The 25,458-nt window shown below is 71.4% G+C and carries 24 protein-coding genes and 1 pseudogene; 20 read left to right on the top strand and 5 right to left on the bottom strand.

The features are described 5' to 3' along the window. Nucleotides 1-160 precede the first annotated feature (160 nt). The 7 genes from CHC05_RS35715 to CHC05_RS35685 all read left to right on the top strand — a co-directional run bounded on the left by CHC05_RS35715 (nucleotide 161) and on the right by CHC05_RS35685 (nucleotide 8,482). A complete protein-coding gene (locus tag CHC05_RS35715) occupies nucleotides 161-1,354 on the top strand; it encodes a PP2C family protein-serine/threonine phosphatase (protein WP_089255061.1) in 1,194 nt (397 codons plus the stop codon). Then, nucleotides 1,351-2,940: a sensor histidine kinase gene (locus CHC05_RS35710; RefSeq protein ID WP_089255060.1), complete on the top strand. Its 1,590-nt coding sequence runs from the start codon at nucleotides 1,351-1,353 to the stop codon at nucleotides 2,938-2,940. The genes CHC05_RS35715 and CHC05_RS35710 overlap by 4 nt, the downstream gene beginning before the upstream one ends. Then, a complete protein-coding gene (locus tag CHC05_RS35705) occupies nucleotides 2,937-3,389 on the top strand; it encodes a response regulator (protein WP_089255059.1) in 453 nt (150 codons plus the stop codon). Before CHC05_RS35710 ends, CHC05_RS35705 begins: the two co-directional genes overlap by 4 nt. Nucleotides 3,390-3,399: 10 nt before the next feature. Then, the gene (locus CHC05_RS35700) at nucleotides 3,400-4,206 is read left to right on the top strand and encodes an inositol monophosphatase family protein (RefSeq protein WP_089255135.1); all 807 of its coding nucleotides are present in this window, start codon (nucleotides 3,400-3,402) and stop codon (nucleotides 4,204-4,206) included. A gap of 148 nt (nucleotides 4,207-4,354) precedes the next feature. Then, entirely contained in the window at nucleotides 4,355-5,347 is a 993-nt protein-coding gene (locus tag CHC05_RS35695; protein ID WP_483860514.1) for a coiled-coil domain-containing protein, read from the top strand. Between the two features lie 18 nt (nucleotides 5,348-5,365). Then, on the top strand, nucleotides 5,366-6,910 hold the full coding sequence (locus tag CHC05_RS35690; protein WP_089255057.1) for a fused MFS/spermidine synthase: 1,545 nt from the start codon (nucleotides 5,366-5,368) through the stop codon (nucleotides 6,908-6,910). A 45-nt stretch (nucleotides 6,911-6,955) separates the two neighbouring features. After that, the gene (locus CHC05_RS35685) at nucleotides 6,956-8,482 is read left to right on the top strand and encodes a serine/threonine-protein kinase (protein ID WP_089255056.1); all 1,527 of its coding nucleotides are present in this window, start codon (nucleotides 6,956-6,958) and stop codon (nucleotides 8,480-8,482) included. On the opposite strand, the gene CHC05_RS35680 is transcribed toward CHC05_RS35685, so the two are convergent. Both CHC05_RS35680 and CHC05_RS35675 read right to left on the bottom strand, forming a co-directional pair. Then, on the bottom strand, nucleotides 8,479-9,144 hold the full coding sequence (locus CHC05_RS35680; protein ID WP_089255055.1) for a potassium channel family protein: 666 nt from the start codon (nucleotides 9,142-9,144) through the stop codon (nucleotides 8,479-8,481). The two genes, CHC05_RS35685 and CHC05_RS35680, sit on opposite strands and share 4 nt — an antisense overlap. Beyond that, entirely contained in the window at nucleotides 9,137-10,471 is a 1,335-nt protein-coding gene (locus CHC05_RS35675) for a TrkH family potassium uptake protein (protein WP_089255054.1), read from the bottom strand. Before CHC05_RS35675 ends, CHC05_RS35680 begins: the two co-directional genes overlap by 8 nt. Before the next feature lie 68 nt (nucleotides 10,472-10,539). On the opposite strand from CHC05_RS35675, the gene CHC05_RS35670 reads away from it, so the two are divergent. From CHC05_RS35670 to CHC05_RS35630, 9 genes are all read left to right on the top strand, one after another. After that, complete coding sequence (locus tag CHC05_RS35670) at nucleotides 10,540-11,649, top strand: glycerophosphodiester phosphodiesterase (protein ID WP_089255053.1); 1,110 nt, start codon at nucleotides 10,540-10,542, stop codon at nucleotides 11,647-11,649. A 115-nt stretch (nucleotides 11,650-11,764) separates the two neighbouring features. After that, nucleotides 11,765-12,967 carry a substrate-binding domain-containing protein gene (locus tag CHC05_RS35665; RefSeq protein ID WP_089255133.1) on the top strand — a complete coding sequence of 401 codons (1,203 nt, stop codon included), beginning with the start codon at nucleotides 11,765-11,767 and terminating at the stop codon, nucleotides 12,965-12,967. 11 nt (nucleotides 12,968-12,978) lie between these two features. After that, nucleotides 12,979-13,731 (top strand): ABC transporter ATP-binding protein, encoded by a 753-nt coding sequence (locus tag CHC05_RS35660; RefSeq protein WP_089255134.1) that lies wholly within the window; start codon nucleotides 12,979-12,981, stop codon nucleotides 13,729-13,731. Beyond that, nucleotides 13,728-14,453, top strand: a complete 726-nt coding sequence (locus CHC05_RS35655) for an ABC transporter ATP-binding protein (protein WP_089255052.1) — start codon at nucleotides 13,728-13,730, stop codon at nucleotides 14,451-14,453. The genes CHC05_RS35660 and CHC05_RS35655 overlap by 4 nt, the downstream gene beginning before the upstream one ends. Continuing rightward, nucleotides 14,453-15,343 (top strand): branched-chain amino acid ABC transporter permease, encoded by an 891-nt coding sequence (locus CHC05_RS35650; RefSeq protein ID WP_089255051.1) that lies wholly within the window; start codon nucleotides 14,453-14,455, stop codon nucleotides 15,341-15,343. The genes CHC05_RS35655 and CHC05_RS35650 overlap by 1 nt, the downstream gene beginning before the upstream one ends. Then, nucleotides 15,340-16,428 (top strand): branched-chain amino acid ABC transporter permease, encoded by a 1,089-nt coding sequence (locus tag CHC05_RS35645; protein ID WP_089255050.1) that lies wholly within the window; start codon nucleotides 15,340-15,342, stop codon nucleotides 16,426-16,428. The genes CHC05_RS35650 and CHC05_RS35645 overlap by 4 nt, the downstream gene beginning before the upstream one ends. A gap of 176 nt (nucleotides 16,429-16,604) precedes the next feature. Next, the gene (locus CHC05_RS35640; protein ID WP_245871390.1) at nucleotides 16,605-17,510 is read left to right on the top strand and encodes a DUF5715 family protein; all 906 of its coding nucleotides are present in this window, start codon (nucleotides 16,605-16,607) and stop codon (nucleotides 17,508-17,510) included. A gap of 9 nt (nucleotides 17,511-17,519) precedes the next feature. After that, a complete protein-coding gene (locus CHC05_RS35635; RefSeq protein ID WP_089255048.1) occupies nucleotides 17,520-19,112 on the top strand; it encodes an asparagine synthetase B family protein in 1,593 nt (530 codons plus the stop codon). 48 nt (nucleotides 19,113-19,160) lie between these two features. After that, nucleotides 19,161-21,257: a RecQ family ATP-dependent DNA helicase gene (locus CHC05_RS35630; RefSeq protein WP_245871389.1), complete on the top strand. Its 2,097-nt coding sequence runs from the start codon at nucleotides 19,161-19,163 to the stop codon at nucleotides 21,255-21,257. Here CHC05_RS35630 and CHC05_RS35625 read toward each other — a convergent pair. Continuing rightward, entirely contained in the window at nucleotides 21,254-22,222 is a 969-nt protein-coding gene (locus CHC05_RS35625) for a C40 family peptidase (protein WP_089255047.1), read from the bottom strand. The two genes, CHC05_RS35630 and CHC05_RS35625, sit on opposite strands and share 4 nt — an antisense overlap. 88 nt (nucleotides 22,223-22,310) lie before the next feature. Between CHC05_RS35625 and CHC05_RS35620 the strand changes: the two genes are divergently transcribed. The 3 genes from CHC05_RS35620 to CHC05_RS35610 are packed head-to-tail and all read left to right on the top strand — an operon-like array spanning nucleotide 22,311 to nucleotide 23,828. Then, complete coding sequence (locus CHC05_RS35620) at nucleotides 22,311-22,610, top strand: metal-sensitive transcriptional regulator (protein ID WP_089255046.1); 300 nt, start codon at nucleotides 22,311-22,313, stop codon at nucleotides 22,608-22,610. Nucleotides 22,611-22,633: 23 nt separating this feature from the next. Next, nucleotides 22,634-22,849, top strand: coding sequence for a heavy-metal-associated domain-containing protein (locus CHC05_RS35615; RefSeq protein WP_089255045.1), 216 nt, complete (start codon nucleotides 22,634-22,636; stop codon nucleotides 22,847-22,849). After that, complete coding sequence (locus tag CHC05_RS35610; protein WP_089255044.1) at nucleotides 22,842-23,828, top strand: hypothetical protein; 987 nt, start codon at nucleotides 22,842-22,844, stop codon at nucleotides 23,826-23,828. Before CHC05_RS35615 ends, CHC05_RS35610 begins: the two co-directional genes overlap by 8 nt. Here CHC05_RS35610 and CHC05_RS35605 read toward each other — a convergent pair. Then, the gene (locus CHC05_RS35605) at nucleotides 23,825-24,232 is read right to left on the bottom strand and encodes a helix-turn-helix domain-containing protein (protein WP_089255043.1); all 408 of its coding nucleotides are present in this window, start codon (nucleotides 24,230-24,232) and stop codon (nucleotides 23,825-23,827) included. The genes CHC05_RS35610 and CHC05_RS35605 overlap by 4 nt on opposite strands. A gap of 346 nt (nucleotides 24,233-24,578) precedes the next feature. Here CHC05_RS35605 and CHC05_RS35600 point away from each other — a divergent pair, with 346 nt between their 5' ends. Beyond that, nucleotides 24,579-24,968 carry a hypothetical protein gene (locus tag CHC05_RS35600; protein ID WP_144022916.1) on the top strand — a complete coding sequence of 130 codons (390 nt, stop codon included), beginning with the start codon at nucleotides 24,579-24,581 and terminating at the stop codon, nucleotides 24,966-24,968. A gap of 292 nt (nucleotides 24,969-25,260) precedes the next feature. Here CHC05_RS35600 and CHC05_RS35595 read toward each other — a convergent pair. Continuing rightward, nucleotides 25,261-25,458 (bottom strand): annotated as a pseudogene (locus CHC05_RS35595) (IS701 family transposase); the annotation flags it as partial.

Genomic DNA, 25,458 nt, shown 5'->3' with positions numbered 1-25,458 from the left:
TCCTTCGCGCAAAGTGAGAACACCTTAGATCCGCTGCGTGGACCCCGGGCGGGTCCGCCTGGCACGGTGGGTGCACGGTGCCATACGGTTGCACACCGCAGGGTCAGTTGAGTGGCGACAACGATCTAGCCGAGAGGGGGGTGACGTGACCCAACGCCGAGTGGCAACCGTCGCGGTGCCACCCCAGCCTGGCCAGCGGACGTCCGCTGCCGCGCGGCTGCGCGTGCTGCTCGTCGAAGACGACGACGCCGACGCGTTCCTGGTCAGCGAGCTGCTCGACGAGGCCGATGCCGCCGTGGACCTGGTCAACGCGAAGAGCCTCGCCGACGCCCGCCCGCTGATGGCCGGCGCCGACTGCGTGCTGCTCGACCTCGGCCTGCCCGACGCGCAGGGGCTCGACGGGCTCCGCCAGGTGCTCGCGCAGTCCGGTGGTGCCGCGGTCTGCGTGCTCACCGGCCGCCAGGACGAGCACCTCGGCGTGGTCGCGGTCGCCGAAGGAGCTCAGGACTACCTGGTCAAGGGTCAGGTCGACGGCGTGCTGCTGACCCGCGCGCTGCGCTACGCGGTCGAGCGCAAGCGGGCCGACGACGACGCGCTGCGGCTGCGCGAGGTCGAGCTGCGCCAGGCCGAGTCGGCCCGGCTGGAACGCGGCCTGCTGCCGCGCCCGCTGATGGAGACCGACCGGATTCGGGTGCACCCCTTCTATCGGCCCGGCCGCCACGCGGCGTTGATCGGCGGCGACTTCTACGACGTCGTGCAGAGCACCCCCGACCGGGTCGACCTGATCGTGGGCGACGTCTGCGGACACGGCGCCGACGAGGCCGCGCTCGGCGTGATGCTCCGGGTCGCCTGGCGCGCGCTGGTGCTGGCCCGGGTGCCCGACGACGCCGTACTGCCGGCGCTGGAGCAGGTGCTGATCAGCGAGCGCCGGCTGCCGGAGACGTTCACGACGGTCGCGACCGTCCGCATCGACCTCGCGGCCAACCGGGCGACGGTGCGCCTCGCCGGTCACCCCACGCCGTTGCTGCTGAGCAACGGCCGGGTCGCTCCCGTACCGGCGCCCAACGGGCTTCTGCTCGGTGTCGCTCCGCGTCCGCCCCGCGTCTACGACCTGGAGTTCGACAGCGATGACTGGTCCCTGCTGATGTACACCGACGGCCTCATCGAGGGGCGGGTGGGCGCGGGTGACGATCGGCTCGACGTGCCGGGCTTGGTCGAGCTCGTCGAAGCCGGCCGGGACGTGCCGCTCGCCGACCTGCCCGGCTGGCTGGTCGGTCGCGCCGAGGACGGCAACGGCGGCCCGCTCGCCGACGACGTGGCGATGCTGCTGGTGACCTCGGGTGGTGGCCGATGAGAACGTGGACCCTGCGGCGCCGGTTGGTGACGCTGACGACGCTGGTCGGCGTCGTGCTCGTGCTGATCGCGGTGGTCGCCGCCACGGTCGCCGCGCAGAACCGCAACCACCTCGACACCCTGCTCGACAAGACCGGCCCGCTGCGGACCAGCGCGCAGGGCCTGCAGACCGCGTTGCTCAACCAGGAGACGGGCATTCGCGGGTACGCCGTCAGCGGCGACCGCAGCGACCTGGACCCCTACACGGAGGGGGTCGCCGCCGAGCAGCGCCTGGTGGCGGTCATGCGCCCGCTGCTCGACGACGAGCCGGACATCGCACACCAGCTCGACCGGATCGAGGAGCAGGCCGCCGCGTGGCGGTCCAGCGTCGCCGAGCCGGTGGTGGCCGCCCCCGACGTGGCGACCGCCCGCACCTTCATCACCGACCAGGCCCGGCTGCGGTTCGACGAGATGCGCGCCTCGCTCGACGAGTTGCAGCAGCAGCTGCTCGAGCTTCGCGACACCGTGGCCGACAAGGCCCGGAACACCGGCAACACGCTGGTGTTCCTGCTGGTGGTCGCGGCGGCCGTGATCATCGTGGCCGGCGTCGCGCTGCTGCTGTCGCTCAACCGGGTGGTGATCGGCCCGGTCACCGACCTCGCCGACCAGGTACGCGACGTGCGCGCCGGCGACTACCAGCGAAAGATCACCGGGATCGGCCCGCCCGAGCTGAGCCGGCTCGGGGCCGACATCGACGCGATGCGCGAGAAGATCGCCGCGGACCTGAACGAGGTCGGCGCGGCCCGCGAGCGCATCGAGTGGGTCAACGGCCAGCTCCAGCGCCAGGCCGAGGAGCTGATCCGGTCCAACCGCGACCTGGAGCAGTTCGCCTACGTCGCGTCGCACGACCTGCAGGAGCCGCTGCGCAAGGTGGCCAGCTTCTGCCAACTCCTGCAGCGCCGCTACGCCGGCCAGCTCGACGAGCGCGCCGACCAGTACATCGCGTTCGCGGTCGACGGCGCCCAGCGGATGCAGCGCCTGATCAACGACCTGTTAGCGTTCTCGCGGATCGGCCGGGTCACCGCCGGCTTCACCGAGATCGACCTCGACCGCGTGATGGCCCAGGTGAGCAGCCAGACCGAGGCGGCCCGCGAGTACGCCGACGGCGAGCTCGTCTTCCATGACCTGCCGACCGTGCTCGGCGAAGAGGCGCTGCTGACCAACCTGCTGAGCAACCTGGTCAGCAACTCGATCAAGTTCCGCCGCCCGGGGGTGCCACCCCGGGTCGAGGTCTCCGCGCGCCGCGTCGGCGAGGAGTGGGAGATCAGCTGCGCCGACAACGGCATCGGCGTGGAGCCCGAGTTCGCCGACAAGATCTTCGTGATCTTCCAGCGGCTGCACTCGAAGGACGCGTACCCGGGCACCGGCATCGGGCTGGCCATCGCCAAGAAGATCGTCGAGTACCACGGCGGCCGGATCTGGGTCGACGCCGAGGCGACCGAGGGCACGATCATCCGGTTCACCCTGCCGGTCATGGCCGAGGCTCCGGCCGACGACGAACCCACCCACGACGACACGACGACCGGCGTAAAGGAAGTGGCGGCATGACCGCACCTGCGGATGGCAAGAGCCCGATCGAGGTGCTTCTCGTCGAGGACGACCCTGGTGACGTGCTGATGACGCAGGAGGCGTTCGAGGAGCACAAGCTGCGCAACCGGCTCACCGTCGTGTCCGACGGCGCCGAAGCGCTGGCCTACCTGCGCCGCGAGGGCCAGTACGCGGACGCGGTCGCCCCCGACCTGATCCTGCTGGACCTCAACCTGCCGCGGCGGGACGGTCGCGAGGTCCTCGAGGAGATCAAGAAGGACGACGAGCTCTGCCGGATCCCCGTCGTGGTGCTGACGACGTCCGCCGCCGACGAGGACATCCTGCGCAGCTACCAACTGCACGCCAACGCGTACGTCACCAAGCCGGTGGATTTCGAACGCTTCATCTCGGTCGTACGCCAGATTGACGAGTTCTTCGTCAGTGTGGTCAAGCTCCCCCCACGCAACTAGGAAAAACGTGATCGACGCACAACTCGGCAGCCAGGTCGGCGCGCTGCTGCGGCACACCGCCGCGACCGTCGTCCTACCCTCCTACCAGCACCTCCAGGCTTCGGAGATCAGCGAGAAGGGCCCGGGCGACCTGGTCACGGTCGCTGACCAGCGCTCGGAGGAAGCCCTCACCGCCGGCCTGCGCGACCTGTTGCCCGGGTCCGTCGTCGTCGGAGAGGAGGCGTACGCCGCCGACAAGTCGGTGCTCGCCCGCATCGGCGGCCCGGAGCCGACGTGGATCGTCGACCCGATCGACGGCACCGCCAACTACGCCGCAGGCAAGGGGCCGTTCTGCCTGATGGTCGCGTTGGTCGACGCCAAGGGCCTGGCCGGGGCCTGGATCTACGACCCGATCGACGACCTGATGGGGTACGCCGTCGCCGGCGGCGGTGCCTTCCTCGACGACGTGCGGGTCGAGCCGGCCGCACCGCTCCCCGCCGAGCGGCTGCGTGGTGTCGCCGCGGCCACGTACTACCCGGCGAACCTGCGGGCTCGGGTGGCGGGCGGCGCCGACCGGCTCGGCGAGGTCACCAACGGCCAGCGCTGCGCCGGCCGGGAATACCTCGACCTGGTCGGGGGCAGGCAGCAGTTCGCGATGTCCTGGCGCACCTGGCCGTGGGACCACGCGCCGGGCGCCCTGCTGGTGCGCGAGGCGGGCGGCGTCGTCCGCCGGCTCGACGGCGCGGAGTACGTCGTCGCGGCCGACCCGGGTGAGGGCCTGCTCGCCGCCATCGACGACCAGACCTGGCAGACGGTGGCCGGCGCACTCGTTGCGTAACGGCGTTCACGACCGTCCGTGAGCAAGATTCGCGGGGGCGGCTCGCCCGGTCCGGATCGGGTACTCTGTCCGGCGGCCAGCGGGGGAACCATTGTGACGGAAGGGAATCCCAGTGCCTCGGACGGTTACGCGACGGCGGTGGAGTGTCCTGCTCGCCGCGCTGCTCGCGGCCGTGGTGGTCGCTACCGGTGCTCCAGTCACCGGCGCGTACGCCGCGCCGACCGCACCTAAGGAAAACGACGAGAAGAAGCTTCGCGACAACCTCGAGGCCGCGGCCAAGGGCCAGATCGAGGCGCAGCGGCTGCTCGACAACTCGAAGAAGCGGGCGTTCCGCCTCAACAAAGAGGTCAACGCGCTCGACACCCAGGTCGAGGTCATGCGGGGCCAGGTCGGCGTGATGGCCGTCGAGTCCTACCGCACCGGCCGGCTCACCACCCTCTCCGCGCTGCTCAACAGCGCGTCACCCGACGACTTCCTGGCCCGCGCCGGCAGCCTCGAGGTGATGGCCCAGCGCGACGCGGGTGCCCTGCGCGGCTACGCCGACGCGCACGAGGCGGCAACGCAGGCCAAGGCCCAGCTCGACGCCGAGATCCGCGAGCAGCAGAAGCAGGTCGCGACCCTCAAGAAGCGCAAGGAAGACGCCGAGCGCGCCCTGCGCAGCATCGGCGGTGGCGTGACCAGCGCCGGCTACATCAACCCGAACTCGCCCGCCGCCAAGCCCGCGCCCCGCAACTCGGACGGTTCCTGGCCGTCGGAGTCCTGCTCGATCGACGACCCCACGCCGGCCAGCGGGTGCATCACCCCGCGCACGCTCCACGCGTTGCGCGAGGCGCAGTCCGACGGGTTCAAGCGCTACACCTCGTGTCACCGTTCCGGTGGCGGTGGTGAGCACCCCAAGGGCCGGGCCTGCGACTTCTCCGCGGCGGCCGGCGGCTTCCAGGACAAGAGCGCGACCGGCGGCGACAAGACCTACGGCGACAACCTCGCGTCGTACTTCATCAAGAACGCGAACGCGCTCGGGGTGATGTACGTGATCTGGTATCGCAGGATCTGGATGCCCGGCACGGGGTGGAAGTCCTACAGCGGTGCCGGCAGTCCGGCGGCGGACCACACCAACCACGTGCACCTTTCCATGCTTTGATCCCCGTACCCTGACGCAATGGACCAGAGCACCGCAGCAGCGGTCGAAGCGCCCGAACGTCGTCCACTGCCCGGCGGTCTCGCCTCGTTCCTGGTGTTCCTGGCCAGCGGCGCCGTGCTCGTCCTGGAGACGGTCGCGCTGCGGTTGGTCGGGCCCTACCTCGGCGTGACGCTCCAGGTCACCAGCTCGGTGATCGGCGTGGCGCTGGCGGCGATCGCCTACGGTGCCTGGACCGGCGGCCGCATCGCCGACAAGCGCGACCCGCGCACGCTGCTGCCGGGCGTGCTGGTGCTCGCCGGCATCGCCACCGCGGTGACGCTGCCGGTGGTCCGCTACGCGGGTGAGGCGCTGCGCGGTGGCGCGGTCAGCGGCATCCTGCTGCTCACCGCGCTCGCCGTGTTCGTCCCCGCGTTCCTGCTCTCCGCGGTCACCCCGCTGGTGGTCAAGCTCCAGCTCGGCGACCTGCGCAACACCGGGCAGGTGGTCGGCAAGCTGTCCAGCGTGGGCACGCTCGGCGCGGTCACAGCCACGCTGGTCACCGGCTTCGTCCTGGTCGCCGCGCTGCCCACCTCGGTCATCCTGATCGGGCTGGCCGCCGCCCTCGGGGTAGCCGGGCTGAGCGTCGGCTGGTACCTGCGGCGCACCGAGCGGCTCGCGCTGGCCGGCACCGGCCGGGCCGGCGCGCTGCTGGCCGTGCTCGGGCTGGCCGGCGCCGGGCTCTCCGCGGCCGCGCCCACGCCCTGCGACATCGAGACCGCGTACCACTGCGCCGCGGTCGTGTCCGACCCCGCCCGCGACGGCGGCCGCACGCTCTTCCTCAACTCGGCCCGCCACTCGTTCGTCGACCTGGACGAACCCACCTACCTGGAGTTCGCGTACACCCGGTGGCTCGGCGCGGTGACCGGCGCGGTCAAACCCGGCACCGAGCGGATCGACGCGGTGCACCTCGGCGGGGGCGGCTTCACCATGCCGCGCTACGTCACCGCCACCCGGCCCGGTTCCACCAATGAGGTGTACGAGCTGGACGGCGCGCTGGTCTCGCTCGACGAGCGCGAGCTCGGGGTGCGCCAGGGCCCGGACCTGACGACGAAGGTGGGTGACGCCCGGATGCTGCTCGCGAAGCGGCCGACGGCCAGCGCCGACCTGGTGATCGGCGACGCGTTCGGCCACCTGGTCGTGCCCTGGCACCTGGCCACCCGCGAGATGGCGGCGGACGTGCGCCGGGTGGTCCGCCCCGACGGCATCTACGCGCAGAACGTCATCGACTATCCGCCGCTGCGCTTCATCAAGGCCGAGGTGGCGACCGTGCGGGCCGAGTTCCCGCACGTCGCGCTGATCGCGCCGACCCGGTCGCTGGCCGGCGAGCAGGGTTCCAACTTCGTCATCGTGGCCTCGCCCGCCCCGCTGCCGATGGACCAGCTCAGGACGCGGCTGACCGAGGACGACGACGGCGGCCAGACCACCATCGTCACCGGCGACGAACTGTCCGCGTTCGTGGGCGACGCGTCGCCGCTCACCGACGAGTACGCGCCGGTGGATCAGTTGCTGGCACCCAACGGCTGACGCATTTCAGGTTCGAACCGCGCCACACCGGGCAAGACATTCGTCATGAGCACGGTGGGTGGCCGCTATCGGCTGGTAGAGCGACTGGGCGCGGGCGGGATGTCCGTCGTCTGGCGCGGCTACGACGAGGTGCTGGGCCGCCAGGTCGCGGTGAAGGTGCTGGCGCCCTCGCTCGCGACCGACCCGGCGTTCCGCGAACGGATCCGCACCGAGGCGCAGGCCTCCGCGCGGCTGAGCCACCCGCACATCACCAACGTGTACGACTACGGCGAGTCCGGCGGTGTCCCGTACGTCGTGATGGAGGTCGTCGACGGTGTGCCGTTGGCCGCCTGCCGGACGCCGATGCCGTGGCGCGACGCGGTGGCGATCTGCGCCGAGGTCGCCTCGGCCCTGGCTGCCGCCCACGCGCGCGGGGTGGTGCACCGCGACGTCACGCCGGGCAACGTGCTGCTGACCGCTGCCGGCGTCAAGGTGCTCGACTTCGGCATCTCGGCCGTCGTCGGCGAGCAGGAGGTCGGGCCGGACGGCTCGCTGCTGGGAACGCCCGCCTACATCGCTCCCGAGCGCCTGGCCGGCGGGCAGGTCGCCGCGGCCGCCGACGTCTACGGGCTCGGCCTGCTGCTCTACCGGTGCCTGGCCGGGCGGTTGCCGTGGCCCGGCCGGTCGAGTGCCGAGCTGCTGAAGTCGCACCTGTACGCGGAGCCGTCGCCGCTGCCCGACATCGACGGCCTGCCGGCCGAGGTCGCCGAGCTGTGCCTGCGCTGTCTGGCCAAGTCGCCCGGCGAGCGGCCGACCAGCGCCGACGTGGTGGACGCGCTGGCCGAGGTCACCGGAGCGTTGCCGCGCCCCGTCTCGCCGGCGCCCGCCGGCGGTGGCACGGCAGGCAACACCACGATCCTGCCGCGAGGCGTCGTTCCCGCCGCCGGCATCGCTGGCCTCGCCAGGCCCGCCGACCTGCTGGTCGGTCGCCGCCGCCAGGTGCTGGTCACCGCCGCGGCCGTGGTCGCGCTCGGTGTCGGAGGTGCGGCGCTCGCGACGACGCGCGGCGGCGACGAGCCGGCCGGTGCCGCGACGACGACCGCTCTGGCCGCACCCGCGGCCGCACCGGAGAAGCCGGCCTGCGAGGTCCGCTACGCGCTCCGGCGTGACTCCGGCAAGGCCTTCGACGCGGACCTGACGGTCGTCAACGCCGGTCCCGTGGCCGTCACCGACTGGTCGTTGGCGTTCACCTTCCCCGGCGACCAGAAGCTGACCGGAGCCGGCTCGGCCACAGTGGAGCAGCAGGGGAGCGCCGTGGTGCTGCGATCGGCCGGTGGCTCGGGGGCGGTCCGGCTGACCGGCAGCTACGCGAAGTCCAACGCGTTCCCGGTTGAGTTCCGGCTCGACGGCGCGTTCTGCGAGCCGAAGCTGTCGACGGTGACCACGGCCAGCCCGCCGGCCACGCGCGAACCGGCGGCGAAGCAGCCGGTCGTGGCCAAGCCGAAGCCGAAGCCACCGAAGCCGCCGAAGAAGGACGACCCCAAAGGACCCGGTGGCGGCGGTCCAGGAAAGGGCAAGAGCGGCCCCGGCTAGGTCGTCGCGGCGAACTTCTGGACCTTGCCGACCGTGCCCGAGACGATCAGCGTCGCGTTCGCCGGGATGGCCATGTTCGGGGTGGCGAACTCGAACTCCCTGCCGGGCTCCTTCACGCCGACCACGGTGACGCCGTGGCGACCGCGTAGGCCGAGCTCGGCCAGGGTCTTGCCGATGGCCGCCTGCGGCACGCGGGTCTTGGCGATCGCGAAGTCGTCGTCGAACTCGATGAAGTCGATCATCCGGCTGGTGATCAGGTGGGCGACCCGGTCGCCCATCGCCGACTCGGGATAGATCACCTTGTGCGCGCCGACCGACGACAGGATCTTGCCGTGCTTCGCCGAGATCGCCTTGGCCCAGATGTGCGGCACGCCGATCTCGACCAGCGCCAGCACGGTCAGGATGCTCTGTTCCATGTGCGTGCCGATGCCGACCACCGCGTGGGTGAAGTCGGCGACGCCGAGCTGGCGCAGCGCCTCCTCGTCGGTCGAGTCGGCCTCGGCCACATGGGTCAGCCGCTCCGACCACTCCTGCACGAGCTTCGGGTCGTTGTCGATGCCGAGCACCTCGTGACCGATCTTCTGCAGCGACCCGGCGACCGCGCCGCCGAACCGTCCGAGCCCGATCACGACGACGTTGTCGTCGCCTCCCTTGTCAGCCAACGATGGGTCGCTCCTCCGCGTATCGGTACAGCCTGCGTCGGGTGTTCAGGGCGATGGCCGACCCTACCGCGATCGTCCCGACCCGGCCGATGAACATCAGCACGACCAGGATCAACTGAGCGGTCGTCGGCAGGCCCGGGGTGATCCCGGTGGACAGCCCGACCGTGGCGAAGGCCGACGTCACCTCGAACAGCGCCGCCTCGAACGATACGTTCGTCGTCGCCTCCAGGAGGGCGAACGTGCCGGTCGCGACCAGCCCGACACCGAGGAGCGCCACCGTGATCGCCTGGCGCTGGGTGGTCTCCGCGATCCGCCGCTTGCCGATCACCACGTCCGGCTCGCCGCGCAGCTCGGCCAGGATGACGTACCCCAGCAGGAAGAACGTGGTCAGTTTGATGCCACCGGCGGTGCTGGCACTGCCGCCGCCGATGAACATCAGCGCGGTCGACAGGGCCAGCGACTCGCTGTGGAAGCCACCCACGTCGACCGTGTTGAAGCCGCCGGACCGGGTCATCGTGTCCTGGAAGAAGGCGGCCAGCATCTTCTCGCCGACCCCGAGCGGGCCGAGCGTGGCGGGGTTGTCCCATTCCAGCCCGAGCAGCGAGACGAAGCCGAAGCAGAGCAGCCCGATGCCGCCCCAGACGGTCAGCCGGGTGTGGGTCGACCACGTCGACGGGCGGCCGATCTCGCGGAAGAGCTCGAACAGCACCGGGAAGCCGATGCTGCCGGCGATCACCCCGATGGTCAGCGGCAGGCAGATCCACGGGTCGTCGACGAAGCCGACCAGCGAGTCGCTGAACAGGGCGAAGCCCCCGTTGTTGAAGGCCTGCACCGCGTGGAACACGCCGTACCAGGCGGCCTTGCCTACCGAGTAGTCGTACCCCAGCCAGAACCTGCCACCGACGATCACCGCGATGACCGACTCGAAGCACGCCATGGTCAGCGCGATCCGGCCGAGCACTGTCTTCACGTCGCCGAGGCGGAGCGACGAGTCCTCGGCCTGGGCCATCAGCCGGCTGCGCAGCCCCAGCCGCTGCGACACCAGCAGCGCCAGCAGCGTGGCCATGGCCATGATGCCGAAGCCGCCGATCTGGGTCAGCACGGTCAGCAGCACCTGGCCGAAACCGGTCCAGTAGGTCGCCGTGTCCACGACCGCGAGGCCGGTGACGCAGACGGCCGAGGTCGCGGTGAACAGCGCCGTGACGAACGGTGTGCCGCCGGGCTCCATCCGCGCCGCCGGCAGCATCATCAGCAGCGTGCCGACGACGACCGCGCCGAGGAACGCCAACGGCACGATCCGGGCGGGGTGCTGCAGCGAGCGGCGCATCAGGCATTTCTTACCACGTTCACCGCGTGGCCAAGCCCCGGTCGCTGGACATCGATTGACTGCGGCGCATGCGACGACGTACCGCACTTTCCCTCACGCTGGCCGGCGCGGGTGCCCTCGCGGCACCGGCCGTCCTGCCCGCCGCCGCTGCCGCCAACGGGCGCCACGGCGATAAGCAGCCCCTGGTGATCGGCCACCGCGGCGCCAGCGGCTACCGGCCCGAGCACACGCTGGAGTCCTACCGCCTGGCCGTCCGGCAGGGTGCCGACTTCATCGAGCCCGACCTCGTGTCCACCAGGGACGGCCACCTGGTCGCCCGGCACGAGAACGAGATCTCCGGGACGACCGACGTGGCCGCCCACCCCGAGTTCGCGGGCCGCCGGACCACCAAGACGATCGACGGCCTCGCGGTCACGGGCTGGTTCACCGAGGACTTCACGCTGGCCGAGCTCAAGACGCTGCGGGCCAAGGAGCGGTTGCCGCTGGTGCGGGTCACCAACACCGCGTTCGACGGCAAGCTGGAGATTCCGACGCTGCAGGAGGTCATCGACCTCGCCGAGGCGGAGACCAGGCGGACCGGCCGGACGATCGGCATCTACCCGGAGACCAAGCACCCGACCTACTTCCAGTCGATCGGGCTCGCGCTGGAGGAGCCGCTGGTCCGCGTCCTGCGCGCCAACGGGCTGACCCGGAAGAGCTCGCCGGTGATCATCCAGTCGTTCGAGACCGCGAACCTGCGCGAGCTGGCCCGGATGACCGACGTGCGGCTGGCCCAGCTGCTCGACGCGGCCGGCAAGCCGTACGACTTCGTGGTCGCCGGTGACGCGCGCACCTACCAGGACCTGGTCTCGCCGGCGAACCTCAAGTGGATCTCGTCGTACGCGGACGGGATCGGCGCCAACAAGAACCTGCTGGTGCCCCGGGACGCGACGGGCAAGCTGCTCGCGCCGACCGCCGTGATCCGCGACGCGCACCGGGTCGGCCTGGACGTGCACGCCTGGACGTTCCGCGTGGAGAACCAGTTCCTGGCCGCCGACCACCGGATCGGCACCGACCCGAACGCCCGCGGTGACATCACGGCCGAGTACGAGCTGTTCTTCTCGCTCGGCCTGGACGGTGTCTTCAGCGACCAGCCCGACACGGCGGTAGCCGCCCGCGCCGCCCGCCCCGAGCGCTGAGCACTCGAAGGGCCCCTCGGCAACGTCGAGGGGCCCTTCCGTACATCTCCACGTCACATATATGGCCGCCGGCCACATGGTCGGGGTCACATTGATGCACCTAGCGTGTGTCGCCATGACGGTTAAGGCGATGCGGCGGGCGTTCGTCACCGCCGCCACAGTGATAGCGGTGGCTGCATCAGCCACGGCCTGCGGCAGCCCGCAGGAGACGGCGACCGGCGGCGGTGACGCCACCGCACCGGTCAAGGTCGGCATCGTGTACTCGCAGACGGGCGCGCTGGCGTCCTACGGCAAGCAGTACATCGAGGGCTTCAAGGCGGGGCTCGCGTACGCCACCGACGGCACCAACAAGGTCGGCGAGCGGGCGATCGAGGTGACCGAGGTCGACGACGCCGGTGACCCGGCCAAGGCGGTGTCCGCGGCGAAGGACCTGATCGGCAAGGGCACGAAGATCATTGCCGGGTCGACCGCGTCAGGCGTCGCACTCCAGGTCGCGCCGCTGGCCGCCCAGAACAAGGTGCTGTTCATCTCGGGCCCGGCCGCGACCGACGCGGTCACCGGGGTCAACAGGTACACGTTCCGCTCCGGCCGGCAGTCGTACCAGGATGTGATGACCGCCAAGTCGTTCATCGGCGACGCGGCTGGCAAGAAGGTCGTCGTGTTCGGCCAGGACAGCGCGTTCGGCAAGAGCAACGAGACCGCGGTGCAGGCGGTGCTCGGCGGCGCGGGCGCGACGGTGAGCAGCGTGCTCGCCCCGGTCAGCGCGACCGACTTCACGCCGTTCGCGAGCCAGCTCAAGACGGCCAAGCCGGACCTGCTGTTCGTCGCCTGGGCCGGCACCACCGCGCCGGCGATGTGGCAGACCCTCGACCAGCAGGGCATCCTCGCCTCGACGACGGTGGTCACCGGCCTGGACATCCGGGCCTCCTGGCCGACCTTCGGCGCGGCCGGCACCAAGATCTCGTTCCTGTCGCACTACTTCGACGGCGCCAGCGACAACGCGGCCGCGCAGGCGGCGAAGAAGGCGGTCGGCGGCACCCTCGACCTGTTCCACCCGGACGGCTTCACCGCCGCCCAGATGGTCGTTCGCGCGGTCCAGGAGGGCGGCGACGACGTCGACAAGATGATCACCGCGCTGGAGGGCTGGAGCTTCGACGGGGTCAAGGGCAAGACGACCGTCCGCGCCGAGGACCACGCCCTGCTCCAGCCGATGTACCAGGCGACCCTGACCGGCAGCGGCGACCAGCTCACCGCGAAGCTCGAGAAGGCGCTCACCCCCGAGGAGGTCGCCCCACCGGCGGCCGCGATGAAGGGCTGAGCGAGTTGGCCGTGCTCCGTACCCAGGGGCTGACCTGGCGGGTGGGCGAGGTAGCGATCGTCGACGGTGTCGACATCGCCCTCGCCCCCGGCGAGTTCCTGGGCGTCATCGGGCCCAACGGTGCCGGCAAGACCTCGTTGTTCAACCTGGTCAGCGGGCTGCGCAAGCCGACCTCGGGCACGGTCTGGCTGGGCGACGACGACGTCACCGCGTTGCCGCCACACCGCCGCGCGCGGCGCGGTCTCGGGCGGACGTTCCAGTCGTCGTCGGTCTTCTCGTCGCTGTCGGTACGGGAGAACGTCCGGCTCGCGGTCCAGGCGCACCAGGGCGGCTCGCTCGCCCTGTGGCGCCGGGCTTCGTCGTTCGCGGCGGTTGTCTCGGCGGCGGACCAGGCGCTCGACACGGTAGGCCTCGGCGGGCGCGGGGAGGCGCTGGCCGGCACGCTCGCGCACGGCGAGAAGCGCAAGCTGGAGATCGCGCTGCTGCTCGCGGGCGAGCCGACCGTGCTGTTGCTCGACGAGCCGATGGCCGGCGTCAGTGCCGAGGACGTGCCGGAGCTCGTAGCGGTGATCCGGGGCCTGACCCGGGGTGCGGAAACCACTGGGCGGTCGGTCCTCATGGTGGAGCACCACATGGACGTGATCCTGGACCTCGCCGACCGCATCGCGGTGATGCACCACGGCGCACTGCTCGCCTGTGACACCCCGGACGCCGTGATGGCGCACCGCGGGGTCCAGGAGGCTTATCTGGGCGAGGGACTATGAACCCGATCCTTACGGTCGACGACCTGAGCGTACGAATCGCCGGCCTGCACATCCTGCAGGGCGTCACCTTCACCGTCGCGCCGACCGGGGTGACCGCGCTGCTCGGCCGCAATGGCGTCGGCAAGACCACCACGCTGCGGGCGATCGTGGGCCTGACCCCGCGCGGAGCGGAGGTGTCCGGGGCGATTCGCATAGGTAAGCAGAGCGCTCTGAGCACACCGACGCATCGGCTCGTGCGCGGTGGGCTCGGCTACGTGCCCGAGGACCGGTGCGTGTTCGCCGGGCTGACCGTCGCCGAGAACCTGCGGCTGGCCGAGCGGCCCGGCGCCGCTCCCGCGTACGACCGCGTGTTCGCGCTCTTCCCGGAGCTCTCGAAGCGGGCCAAGCAGCGGGCCGGCACGCTCTCCGGCGGGCAGCAGCAGATGCTCGCCATCGGTCGGGTGCTGCTCGCCGACAACACGCTGCTGCTGGTCGACGAGCCGACGAAGGGCCTGGCGCCGAAGGTGGTGACGGAGGTGGCGGAGGCGCTCGAAGCGGTCGCCGAGGAGGTGCCGGTGCTGCTGGTCGAGCAGAACCTGGCGGTGGTGCGCCGGCTGGCCCGCGACGCGGTCGTGCTGGCCGCCGGGCAGGTGGCCTGGACCGGCGCCGCGGCCCGGTTGCTCGGCGAGCCGGAGCTGACCAAGGCGCTGCTCGGCGTCGGGTCCACGGGGGTGCACGCCTGATGTCGACGTTCGTCCTGCTGACGCTGACCGGGCTCGGACTGGCCGCGCTCTACTTCCTCGTCGCGTCGGGTCTCTCGCTGGTCTTCGGCCTCGCCGACGTGCTCAACTTCGCGCACGGGCTGTTCCTCTCGGTCGGCGCGTACGCGACCTGGTGGGCGGCCGACCACCTGCCCGGTGCCGGGCCGACCGGCTTCGGCTTCGTGCTCGCGGCCGCGTTCGGCGTGGTCGCCGGCGCGGCCGTCGCGGCGCTGGTCGAGCTCGTGCTGATCCGGCCGCTCTACTCGCGGACGATCGAGCAGGTGCTGGTCACCGTCGGCCTGTCGCTGGCCGGGGTGGCGCTGCTCCAGGCGACCTGGGGCGCCGACCCGCGCCCGTTCCCGCGGCCCGAGTGGACCCGCGGCGTGACCGGCATCGGCGGCGCCAACATCCCGAACGCGTCGCTGCTGCTGGTGCTCGCGGCGGCCGCCGTACTCGCGCTGCTCCTGCTCTTTCTCCGCTACACCCGGGTCGGCCTGGTCATCCGGGCCGGCGTGGAGAACCGGGAGATGGTCACCGCGCTGGGCATCGACGTACGCAAGGCGTTCACGCTGGTCTTCGCGATCGGCGGCGCCGCGGCGGCGCTGGCGGGTGCGCTGGGCGGCGTCTACTTCGGATCGGTATCCCCCGCGCAGGGTGGCTCGCTGCTCATCTTCGCCTTCATCGTCGTCGTGATCGGCGGGATGGGCTCGGTGGTCGGCTCGGCGTACGCGGCGGTCGCGGTCGGCCTGCTCCAGCAGTTCGTCAACTACTACGGCACCGCCGGCCTCGGCGACATCTGCGTGGTCGCGCTCCTGGCGATCGTGCTGCTGGTCCGACCACAGGGCATCGCGGGAAGGGCGGTCACGGCATGACCCAGGCTGTGCCGGTGAGCGCGGAAGCGCCACCCGCGGCGACGCCGCCGGAGCTGGCCGCTCCGAAGCACCGACTCACCGCGTTCGCCCCACTGGTGGTGCTGGTCGTGGCGGTCCTCCTGCCGTATTCGACGCTGCCGCTGCCCGGTCTTCTCGACGGGGCGCTCAACGAGCCGGGCAACCTGCAGTTGCTGGCGGTCTGCCTGGTCTTCGGCGGGTTGGCGGCGAGCTACGACCTGTTGTTCGGCCGGACGGGCCTGCTCTCCTTCGGACACGCGCTCTATTTCGCGGCCGGCATCTACGGCACCGACGTCCTGGTCACGCACGGCGGCCTGCCGCTGTGGCAGGCGGCCGTGTTCGCGGTGGTCGGCAGCACGATCCTGGCGACCCTGCTGGGCGCGATCGCGTTGCGTACGGCCGGCATCGCGTTCGCCATGGTCACGCTGGCCTTCGCCCAGGTAGGTGCGATCCTGGTGGCCCGCGACTTCGGCGGCCTGACGGGCGGCGAGGAGGGCCTACCCCTGGCCTCCGACGGCCTGCCCGCCTTCCTCCTGGGCGTGGCCAACACGGTCAACCTGTACTGGCTGGCCCTGGCCTACCTCGCGGTGGTCGTGCTCGTGGTCTCCCGAGTGGCCGCGTCCCCGACGGGCCGAGTGCTGGCGGGCCTACGCGACGACGAACGCCGGGTAGGCGTCCTGGGCCTGGACCCATACCGCTACAAACTGGTCGCCTTCACGCTGGCCGGCGCCCTGGCGGCCTTGGGCGGCGTGGTCTACCTACTGGTCGTCGGAGGCGCCTCACCCCACGTCACAAGCTCGGAACTAACCCTGTCCCTGCTGGTGATGGTCGTGCTGGGCGGCCCGGGCACACGCTGGGGCCCAGTCCTGGGCGGCATCTTGTACATGTACCTGGACCACCGCCTGACGTCGCTGTCCGCAGACCTCCCAGGCCCCCTGGGCCAGCCCCTCTTCGTCCTGGGAGCCATCTTCATCCTGGCGGTCTACTTCTTCCCAGGCGGCCTAGCCAGCCTCAAATCCCGAGTCGCCCCGATCACGGCGGCCCTTCGGAGGAAACCAGCGAGCTGACAGAAGAAGAGTTCGAAAAAGGATGAAAACCCCTCACAAGCTTCATTCGCCCTCGGGTGGACGAAAGCGTCATTAGGCTCGGATCCGGAATACCCGCCTGTTACGGGGGAAGAACGGGGGGCCCAATGTCGACTCGAATACCCGCGAATGCGGTCAAGAACGAGCAGCGAAAACGATTGCCCACGCCGCGGCCGGCGGCCTCCGGGCCCGATCTGGTCGCGTATCGCGAAGCCGTCGAGAGTCTGCTCATCGAACTGGCCGGCCACAGTGGACAGGGGTTCGACCCCGGTGACACCGCCAAGGCCGAGACCGTCCTGATCGAGAGGCTCGTCGAGCCTAACTTCACCGCCGTCCTTTCGGTGACGCCCCGCGGGCTCACCGGAACGGTGGAATGGCTGCTCAAAGAGGTCCGCAACTACAAGCCCAGCACCCGCAGCTCCGCCGCCGACCTGGCGGCCCAGGTGCGGATCTTCCTGCTCGCGCAGGTCGAGGCGATGTGGTGGGGGCAGACGACGCCGTTCGCCACCACCGCCGATGTGACCACCTCGCCCGACCTGATCGACATCGAGAAGCTGCGGCGCGCGGGTCTGCTGCCGTTCCGCTATCGGCGTCAGCCGAAGACGTTCGCGACCCGCGCCATGCGGGCCGTGGCCCGGCGGGTCGCGCCGGACCGGTGGCCCCGGACGGCCGGGATGCGGTTCACCTACAGCCGCCCGGAGACGATCGCGCTGCTCGGGCAGGTCGCGGCCGACTTCCAGCGCCAGGCACCGCACGGCACGCCGACGCTCTGGGTGACCAGCATGACCCGCAGCGTCCGACACCAGCAGCACCTCCGCGACCTCGGGTACGCGGCCATGTCGCCGAGCGCGCACTGCGTCGGTTGGGCCGTCGACGTGGAGATGGCCTGGTTCGAGCGGTTCTCGGCCCGCACGGCGCTGGAGAAGGTGCTGCTCGACCGCCAGACCGCCGGCGACGTCAACGTGATCGACGAGGGCCAGGCGTGGCACGTCTGCGTCAGCCCGGTCGCGGTCGCCGAACTGCAACGGGAGTTCGCCACCAGGTACGAGACCGGGAGAAGGTGACCCGACACTTTGTGCGGTATCGCGCTCATCGTCGGCAACGATGCCGACCCCGCGCTCTTCCGGCGGATGCTCGAATCCCTGACGCCGCGCGGTGACGTCCAGGAAGAGCTGCCGGCGGACCTGCGGACCATCGGCGGGGGGCCGGCGACAGGACTGCTCGCCGGCACCCAGCGACTGCGGATCGTCGACCGCGACCGGGCGGCGCAGCCGTGGGTCTCGCCGGACGAGGCCTGGGTGCTCTGCTACAACGGCGAGGTCTTCAACTACCGCGAGCTGCGGGCGGAGCTCATCGCCGCCGGGCGGGAGCTGCGCAGCGAGAGCGACACCGAGGTCGTGCTCGAGGCCTTCCTGGAGTGGGGCGAGGCGGCGGTCGCCAAGCTGCGCGGCGAGTTCGCGTTCGCGATCGTCGAGCGGGCCACCGGCCGGGTGTTCCTGGCCCGTGACCCGCTCGGCGTCAAGCCGCTCTACTGGTCGCGCCGGGGCGGGCGGATCCACATCGCGTCGGAGGTCAAGGCGCTGGTGCCGGTCGGTGCCCGGGTCACCGAGGTGCCGCCCGGCCACCACGGCTGGGCCACGCCGGTCACCGGGCCTCGGCTGAACGCGTACGTCGACCTGCTCCGGCTCGGCGAGGACCAGGTGCCGATCGAGGACCCGGACGAGGCGGCGAAGCTGGTCCGCGCCGCGCTGCAGGACAGCATCCGGGTGCGCGTCGACACCGACCTGACCGTCGGCGTCGTGCTCTCCGGCGGCCTCGACAGCTCGCTGACGTTGCTCCAGGTGCGTGAGATGCACCCGGACTGCGTCGCCTTCACGGTCGGGGCGCCGGGCAGTCCGGACCTCGACTACGCGAAGCGGCTCACGCGGGACCTCGGTGTGCACCACGAGGTGGTCGAGCTTCGGCCGCGGGATATCCGGATGGGCGAGATCCGGGAAGCGATCCGGATGGGCGAGCTCTCCGAGTACGGCGACATCATCAACGCGGTGGTGTCGGTGCCGCTGTTCCGCCGGGTGCACGAGACCGGCGTCAAGGTGGTGCTCACCGGCGACGGCTCCGACGAGCTGTTCGGCGGGTACCCGATGTATCACGAGGTCGGCCCGGCCGCGGCCCGCCGGCTGTTCCTGCACAAGATCCGCAATCTCTGTCGTACGGAGTTGCAGCGGGTCGACCGCACCAGCATGGGTCAGGGTGTCGAGGCGCGGGTGCCGTTCCTGGACCTGGCCCTCGTGGAGCTCGCCATGCGGATGCCGCTGTCGCTGAAGATGCGCAACGGCAAGGAGAAGTGGATCGTGCGGGAGGCGTTCGCCGACATCCTGCCCGACTACATCCGGCAACGACCGAAGAATCCGATGTCGTACTCGTCGGGGCTGCACGAGCGGGCCCGACTCTACAAGGCCAGGTACGCCCGGACCCACCACGCGTTCGGGTACGGCCTGCTCGACCCGATCCGGCGGGACTTCGACCACGTGTTGGCGAGGTGCGGCAACGACCTGGACGCGGCGATCCGCGAGTCGGCCGTGCGGCAGGACTACACGCTGCTGGAGCACGCCCGGGACTTCGCGGGGGCGTTGCGCTGGTTCACCGGCGCCCGCGCGCCGTACTGACGGATGTCAGGGAGGGCCCGCGTGGGCCCTCCCTGGTAGACATGTCGGGTGAGGGAGCGGGCTGAAGAGATCCTGCGCCGGCTCGCGGGGGACCACGCGAAGCTGCGCGACGACCAGTGGACGGCCATCTCGGCGCTGGTCGAGGACAAGCGCCGGGTGCTCTGCGTGCAGCGCACCGGCTGGGGCAAGTCCGCGGTCTACTTCGTGGCGACCGCGCTGCTGCGAGCGGACGGTGCCACCGGGCCGACCGTGATCGTGTCTCCCTTGTTGGCGCTGATGCGCAACCAGGTCGAGGCGGCCGAGCGGGCCGGCATCCGGGCCCACACGATCAACTCCGCGAACCTCGACGACTGGGACGCGATCCACGCCGACATCGCGGCGGGCGCGGTCGACGTGCTGTTGATCAGCCCCGAGCGGCTCAACAACCCCGACTTCCGCGACAACGTGCTGCCCAAGCTGGCCTCGACCACCGGCCTGCTGGTCGTCGACGAGGCGCACTGCGTCTCCGACTGGGGCCACGACTTCCGGCCCGACTACCGGCGGCTGCGCACCTTCCTGGCCGAGCTGCCGCCGGGCACGCCGGTGCTGGCCACCACCGCGACCGCCAACCAGCGGGTCACCGACGACGTGGCCGACCAGCTCGGCGACGCGCTCGTGCTGCGCGGCTCGCTGGAGCGCGACTCCCTGCGCCTCGGGGTCCTGGAGCTGGGCTCGCCGGCCGAGCGGCTGGCCTGGCTGGCCGACCAGCTCGACGCGCTGCCGGGCGCCGGCATCGTCTACACGCTGACCGTGGCGGCGGCCACCGAGACCGCCGAGTTCCTGCGCCAACGGGGGTACGCCGTCGCCAGCTACTCCGGTCAGGCCGACGACGCCGCCCGCCAGCAGGCCGAGCAGGACCTGCTCGACAACAAGCTCAAGGCGTTGATCGCCACCTCCGCGCTGGGCATGGGCTTCGACAAGCCCGACCTCGGCTTCGTCGTGCACCTCGGGGCGCCGCCCTCGCCGATCGCGTACTACCAGCAGGTCGGCCGGGCCGGCCGCGCCGTGCGCAACGCTGACGTGCTGCTGCTGCCCGGCCGCGAGGACGCGGCGATCTGGCGCTACTTCGCCTCCCTGGCGTTCCCGCCGGAGCAGCAGGTCCGCGACGTGCTGCACGCGCTGGAGGCGGCCGGGCGCCCGCTGTCGACCCAGGCGCTGGAGCCGATGGTCGACCTGCGCCGGACCCGCCTCGAGATGATGCTCAAGGTGCTCGACGTCGACGGTGCGGTGCGCCGGGTCCGCGGCGGCTGGGTGGCCACCGGCGAGCCCTGGGTCTACGACACCGCGCGGCTGCGTCGCGTCGCCGCCACCCGCGCCGACGAGCAGCAGAGCATGCGGGACTACGTCACGACCGACGGCTGCCGGATGGAGTTCCTGCGCCGCAGCCTGGACGACCCCGCCGCCGCGCCGTGCGGGCGCTGCGACCGCTGCACCGGGCCGTTCGTCACGGCCGAGGTGTCGGCACCGGCGCTGGCCGCCGCGCACGCGTTCCTGGGCCAGGCCGGGGTCACCATCGCGCCGAAGAAGCTGTGGCCGACCGGGCTCGACGAGGTGCGCGGCAAGATCGGCCCGGACGACCAGGCGGCGCCCGGCCGGGCGGTCGGCCGGCTCTCCGACCTCGGCTGGGGCGGGCGGCTGCGCGACCTGCTCGGCACCGAGTCTCCCGACGGTCCGCTGCCCGACGACGTGACCGGCGCGGTGGTCGAGGTGCTCAAGGACTGGTCACGCGGCGCCGACCCGTGGCCGGTGCGACCGGTCGCGGTGGTCGGCATCGCGTCCCGCCGCCGCCCGTCGCTGGTCGCGTCGCTGGCGGCCCGGATCGCCGAGATCGGCCGGCTGCCGCTGCTCGGCATGGTCCAGCCCGGCCCGCAGGCACCGCCGTCGGGTGGCGGTGCCCGGGGCAACAGCGCGCAGCGGGTACGCGCACTGCACGGCACCTTCGAGCTCCCACCGGACCTGGCCGCCGCACTGTCCGGAGTGGGCGGCCCCGTGCTGCTCGTCGACGACCTGGTGGACTCGGGCTGGACGATGACGATCGTCGCGCGGGAACTGCGTCAGGCCGGAGCGCCGGCGGTGCTGCCACTGGCGCTCGGCCTCAATGGTTAACGCCGCGGTCGCCCGTACCCGTGGACCGGTTGGTAGTCGACCCGGTCGAATCTGATCCGCTCGCCCGTTTGCGGCGCGTGGATGATCCGCCCGCCGCCGACGTACATGCCGACGTGCTGGATGTTGCCGTAGTAGAAGACCAGGTCGCCCGGGCGGAGCTGGCCCCGGCTGACGTGGTTGACCGCGCCGTACTGGGCTCGCGCGTTGTGCGGCAGGCTGACGCCGGCGGCCTGCCAGGCCGCGGCCGTGAGCCCGGAGCAGTCGTAGCCGCCGGGACCCGAGGCGCCCCACTGGTACGGCTTGCCGAGCTGCGCGTAGGCGAACCGCACCGCGGCGCTCGCGGCGCCCGGCGGCAGCGGCGGCGGGTCGACGAAGATCGGCTCCGCGTCCGGGATGCCGAGGTCGAAGCGCAGCGCGTCGAGCCGGGCGATCTCGCCCTCGATGTGCCGCTTCTTGGCCAGCAGCTTCGCGCCCTGCAGCTTCTCCTTGGCGGCGAGCGCGGACAGGCTCTCCTGCGCGGCGGCCACGTTGTCGTTGGCCGCGGTGAGCGCCTCGATCGCCCGTCCGCGCTGGTTGCCGAGCGCCTCCAGCATCGCGAGCCGCTCGCCGAGCGCCTGCGGTGAGCCCGAGTGCAGGAGCCCGATGACGCCGGCCGCGCGTCCGGTCCGGTACGCGGCCGCGGCCATCGTGCCGACCTCCGCGCTGCGGGCCTCGGCGACGGCCTCCAACGGCGCGATCCGGGCCTGCAGCCGGTCCGCCTCGACCCGACCGCGCTTGACCTCCAGTCGCAGCTCGTTGTACTGCTCGATGACCACCTCGAGCTGGTGCGCGGCCTTCTTGAGACGCTTTTCGACCTCGGCGGCGGACGGCTCGGCGGCGGCCGGCGCGGCCAGCGCGGCGAGCAGAGCCAGCAATGCGGCGGCCGCGGTAAGCGTGCGGCGTGCGCCTAGTGTGATGATCGGCACGGTCGGTTAACGAGCCGTGCCGGGCAGAAGCCACGATGCGGGCATAGCGGACTAGGCATGGATACGCCCGGGGGGTATATTCGAGCGCATGACCGCCGAGGACCAAGGCCCGTACTGGTACGCCGCCGACAAGCAGGCCCTGCTCGGTCGCCTGAAGCGGATCGAGGGGCAGGTCCGTGGCGTGCACCGGATGGTCGAAGAGGACACCTACTGCATCGACGTCCTCACCCAGATCTCCGCGGCGACCAAGGCGCTCCAGGCCGTCGCCGTCGGCCTGCTGGAGGGGCACATCGCGCACTGCGTGATGGAGGCCGCCGAGAACGGCACCGACCCGTCCGCCAAGGTCAAAGAGGCGACCGACGCCATCGCCCGGCTCGTCCGTTCCTGATCCCGTCCGGAGGTAACCCCGAGATGTCCACCGCGACCTACACCGTCACCGGCATGACCTGCGCCCACTGCGTGAGCGCGGTGACCAGCGAGATCAGCGCCCTGCCGGGTGTCACCGACGTGCGGATCGACCTGGCCAACGGCGCGGTCGCGGTGACCAGTGAGGCGCCGCTGGCGCTGGGCGACGTGCGGGCCGCGGTCGACGAGGCCGGTTACGAGCTCGCCGCCGCCGATGCCTGAGGCCGCTGGCACCAAGACCCGCGTCACCCCTCCCGCCACCGACGGACCCGACCGGTCCGGTCTGCGGCTGGGCCTGTTCGTCGCCGGGCTCGTCTTCGCGCTGGTCGGCGGGTTCGGGCTGGGCAAGCTGACCGGCGGCGAGAAGCCCGCCGACGGGGCTTCGGCGGCCGCCGGCATGGTGATGCCGTCCGCCGGAGCGACTAACCACGCCCACGCGCCCGGCACCGCCGAGCACGACCACGGCAGCAGCGGGATGACCGCGACCGCCGGCGCCGAGCTCGGTGGGCTGAGCCTGAGCGGCAGCGGCTACACGCTGGTTCCCGAGGGCACCGACTTCGCGGCGGGCAAGCCAGTCGACTTCCGGTTCAGCGTGCGCGGGCCGGATAGGCAGCCGGTCAAGCAGTTCGCGGTCGTGCACGAGAAGCAGCTGCACCTGGTGGTGGCCCGCCGTGACCTGTCCGGCTACCAGCACCTGCACCCGACGATGGCCCCCGACGGCACGTGGAGCATCCCGCTGACGCTGGGCCAGCCCGGGCTCTGGCGGGCGTTCGCCGACTTCACGCTGGTCGACTCGGCCGGTGCGCAGATCGCCGCGACCCTCGGCACCGACCTGGTGGTGGCCGGCGACTACGCGCCCAAGCCGCTGCCCGCGCCGGCCCGCCAGGCCACCGCCGGCGGGTTCACCGTGACCTACGAGGGCACGCCGACCGTCGGCGCCACCCAGCCGCTGCAGTTCCAGGTGTCCCGCGACGGCAAGCCGGTCACCGACCTCGAGCCCTATCTCGGCTCGTACGGGCATCTGGTGGTGCTCCGCCAGGGAGACGTGGGCTATCTGCACGTGCACCCAGACGAGCAGCGCACGCCGGGCACCGTGAAGTTCTGGCTGGCCGCGCCGAGCCCCGGCACCTACCGGGCGTTCTTCGACTTCCAGGTGGCCGGCCAGGTGCACACCGCGGAGTTCACGGTGCGGGTCGACTAGGCGGTCTTGCGGATCGGCCGGGTGGCCAGGCGGCGCAGCGCTTCGCGGATGTGCCGCTTCTCGGCCGCGGAGACCGTCGGGTCGGTGAGCCGGTCGAGAATGACCTGGAGGTCTTTGTCGACGCGGCTCGGCCGGGCGGTCACGCCGGGGGTGCGGCCGGGCATGTTCAGGGCCCGGAAAGCGGCCGAAACCGGCACGTCGAGGGCGGCGCAGAAGTTTTGCACCTTCGCGAGCTCGGGATAGTCGTGCCAGTCGCCGGCCAGCCAGCGGAAAAGCGTCGATCGACCAACTCCGGTTTCGGACGCCAGGTCGTTGACCGTCCATCCACGGGCGTTCTTGGCATCGTCGACGGCCCGCCTGACGAAGCGCGCGAACGCAGCCTGCGGCGAATCGTCAGTGGCCATCGGCCGGTCGCCCTCCCCGCGGTAGTGAATCGTCACCGGAAAGGGTAACCCGTGCGGCTCAGATTGCAACGGGCCGTTCGGCCGACTAGTCCCATCCGTGGGACTGCACTAGAGTCCCCACAGGTCTTACTCGGACCCGTGCGCGGGACCCTCCCCACAGTGTCGAGCCGCGCACGGTCCGCGCTGTGGCCATGGGCGCGCAGTCCGTGGTGTTGGTGTGGTGTCCCGCCGGCGGGGGGTCGGCGGGACACCACACCACCGGCGTGTGCCCACTTCAGTGACTTACCAGACCGTTACCGGTCGTCTATGCTCACGCCCCGAGAGTGGAGAACGACGGGATGCGACTATGGCCCCACCAGAAGACCGCCCGGTTCCCAATCGACCAGGCGCGATAAGCCTGTTCTTCGTCGTGAAGGCTGCGATATTCGCGCTCGCCTTCTGGATCTGGCTGCTCGTCCTCGCCATACAGGGCGGCCAGGTGACGGGATGGCACGTGTTCGCCGCGGCCGGTGCGATTACCACCACGCTGGTCGGCATGTGCCTGGCGATTCGGATGGCGTTGCAGGCGAATGCCGCCGACCGGCATGCCGAGTTTCGAAAAATGCTCGTGGAGATTTCCTGGAACACCGCGTTCGCGGCGCATCAGGACGACGACGACGCTGACAACGTCGTGCACTTCCCGAGCGCGGTGCCGGACCAGCCCGGTGGCTGGCCCAGCTCCGACCGCCGTCGTTAGGGCGTGTCTCGTGGATCATGCCGGCACCCCGCCGGGCCCAGACGACGACCGACCGCACGCGGAGGCGGGCCGGATACAACACCGGTATCCGACCCACCTCCGCGCACGCCCGGACGCCGCCTGGACCTCGCCGGGGCACCACCCTGATCCACGAGACACGCCCTAGTAGGGCTTTGTCATGGTCCGCGTCCTGGACGGTGGCGGCGTTGCGGGAAGTGGGTTTGGCAGGTGGGGCAGGTGCCGATGAGGCGGGCGAGCAGGTGTTGCAGGCGTCGGAGTACGGCGTAGAGAGTCATTCCGGCGCACGGGTTTTTGGGTTCAGGCGTTGCAGGGTCAGGAACGCGTGAGCGGCGGAGACGAGGGTGGTGTGGTGGTGCCAGCCTTGCCAGACACGGCCTTCGTAGTGGTCCAGGCCGAGTCCGGTTTTGACTTCGCGGTAGTCGTGTTCGACGCGCCAGCGTAGTTTCGCGAGCCGGATCAGGGTGCGTTT

The sequence above is a fragment of the Asanoa hainanensis genome (genome assembly GCF_900188485.1).
GTDB lineage: Bacteria > Actinomycetota > Actinomycetes > Mycobacteriales > Micromonosporaceae > Asanoa > Asanoa hainanensis.
This window is presented reverse-complemented; position numbering and strand designations above follow the sequence as displayed.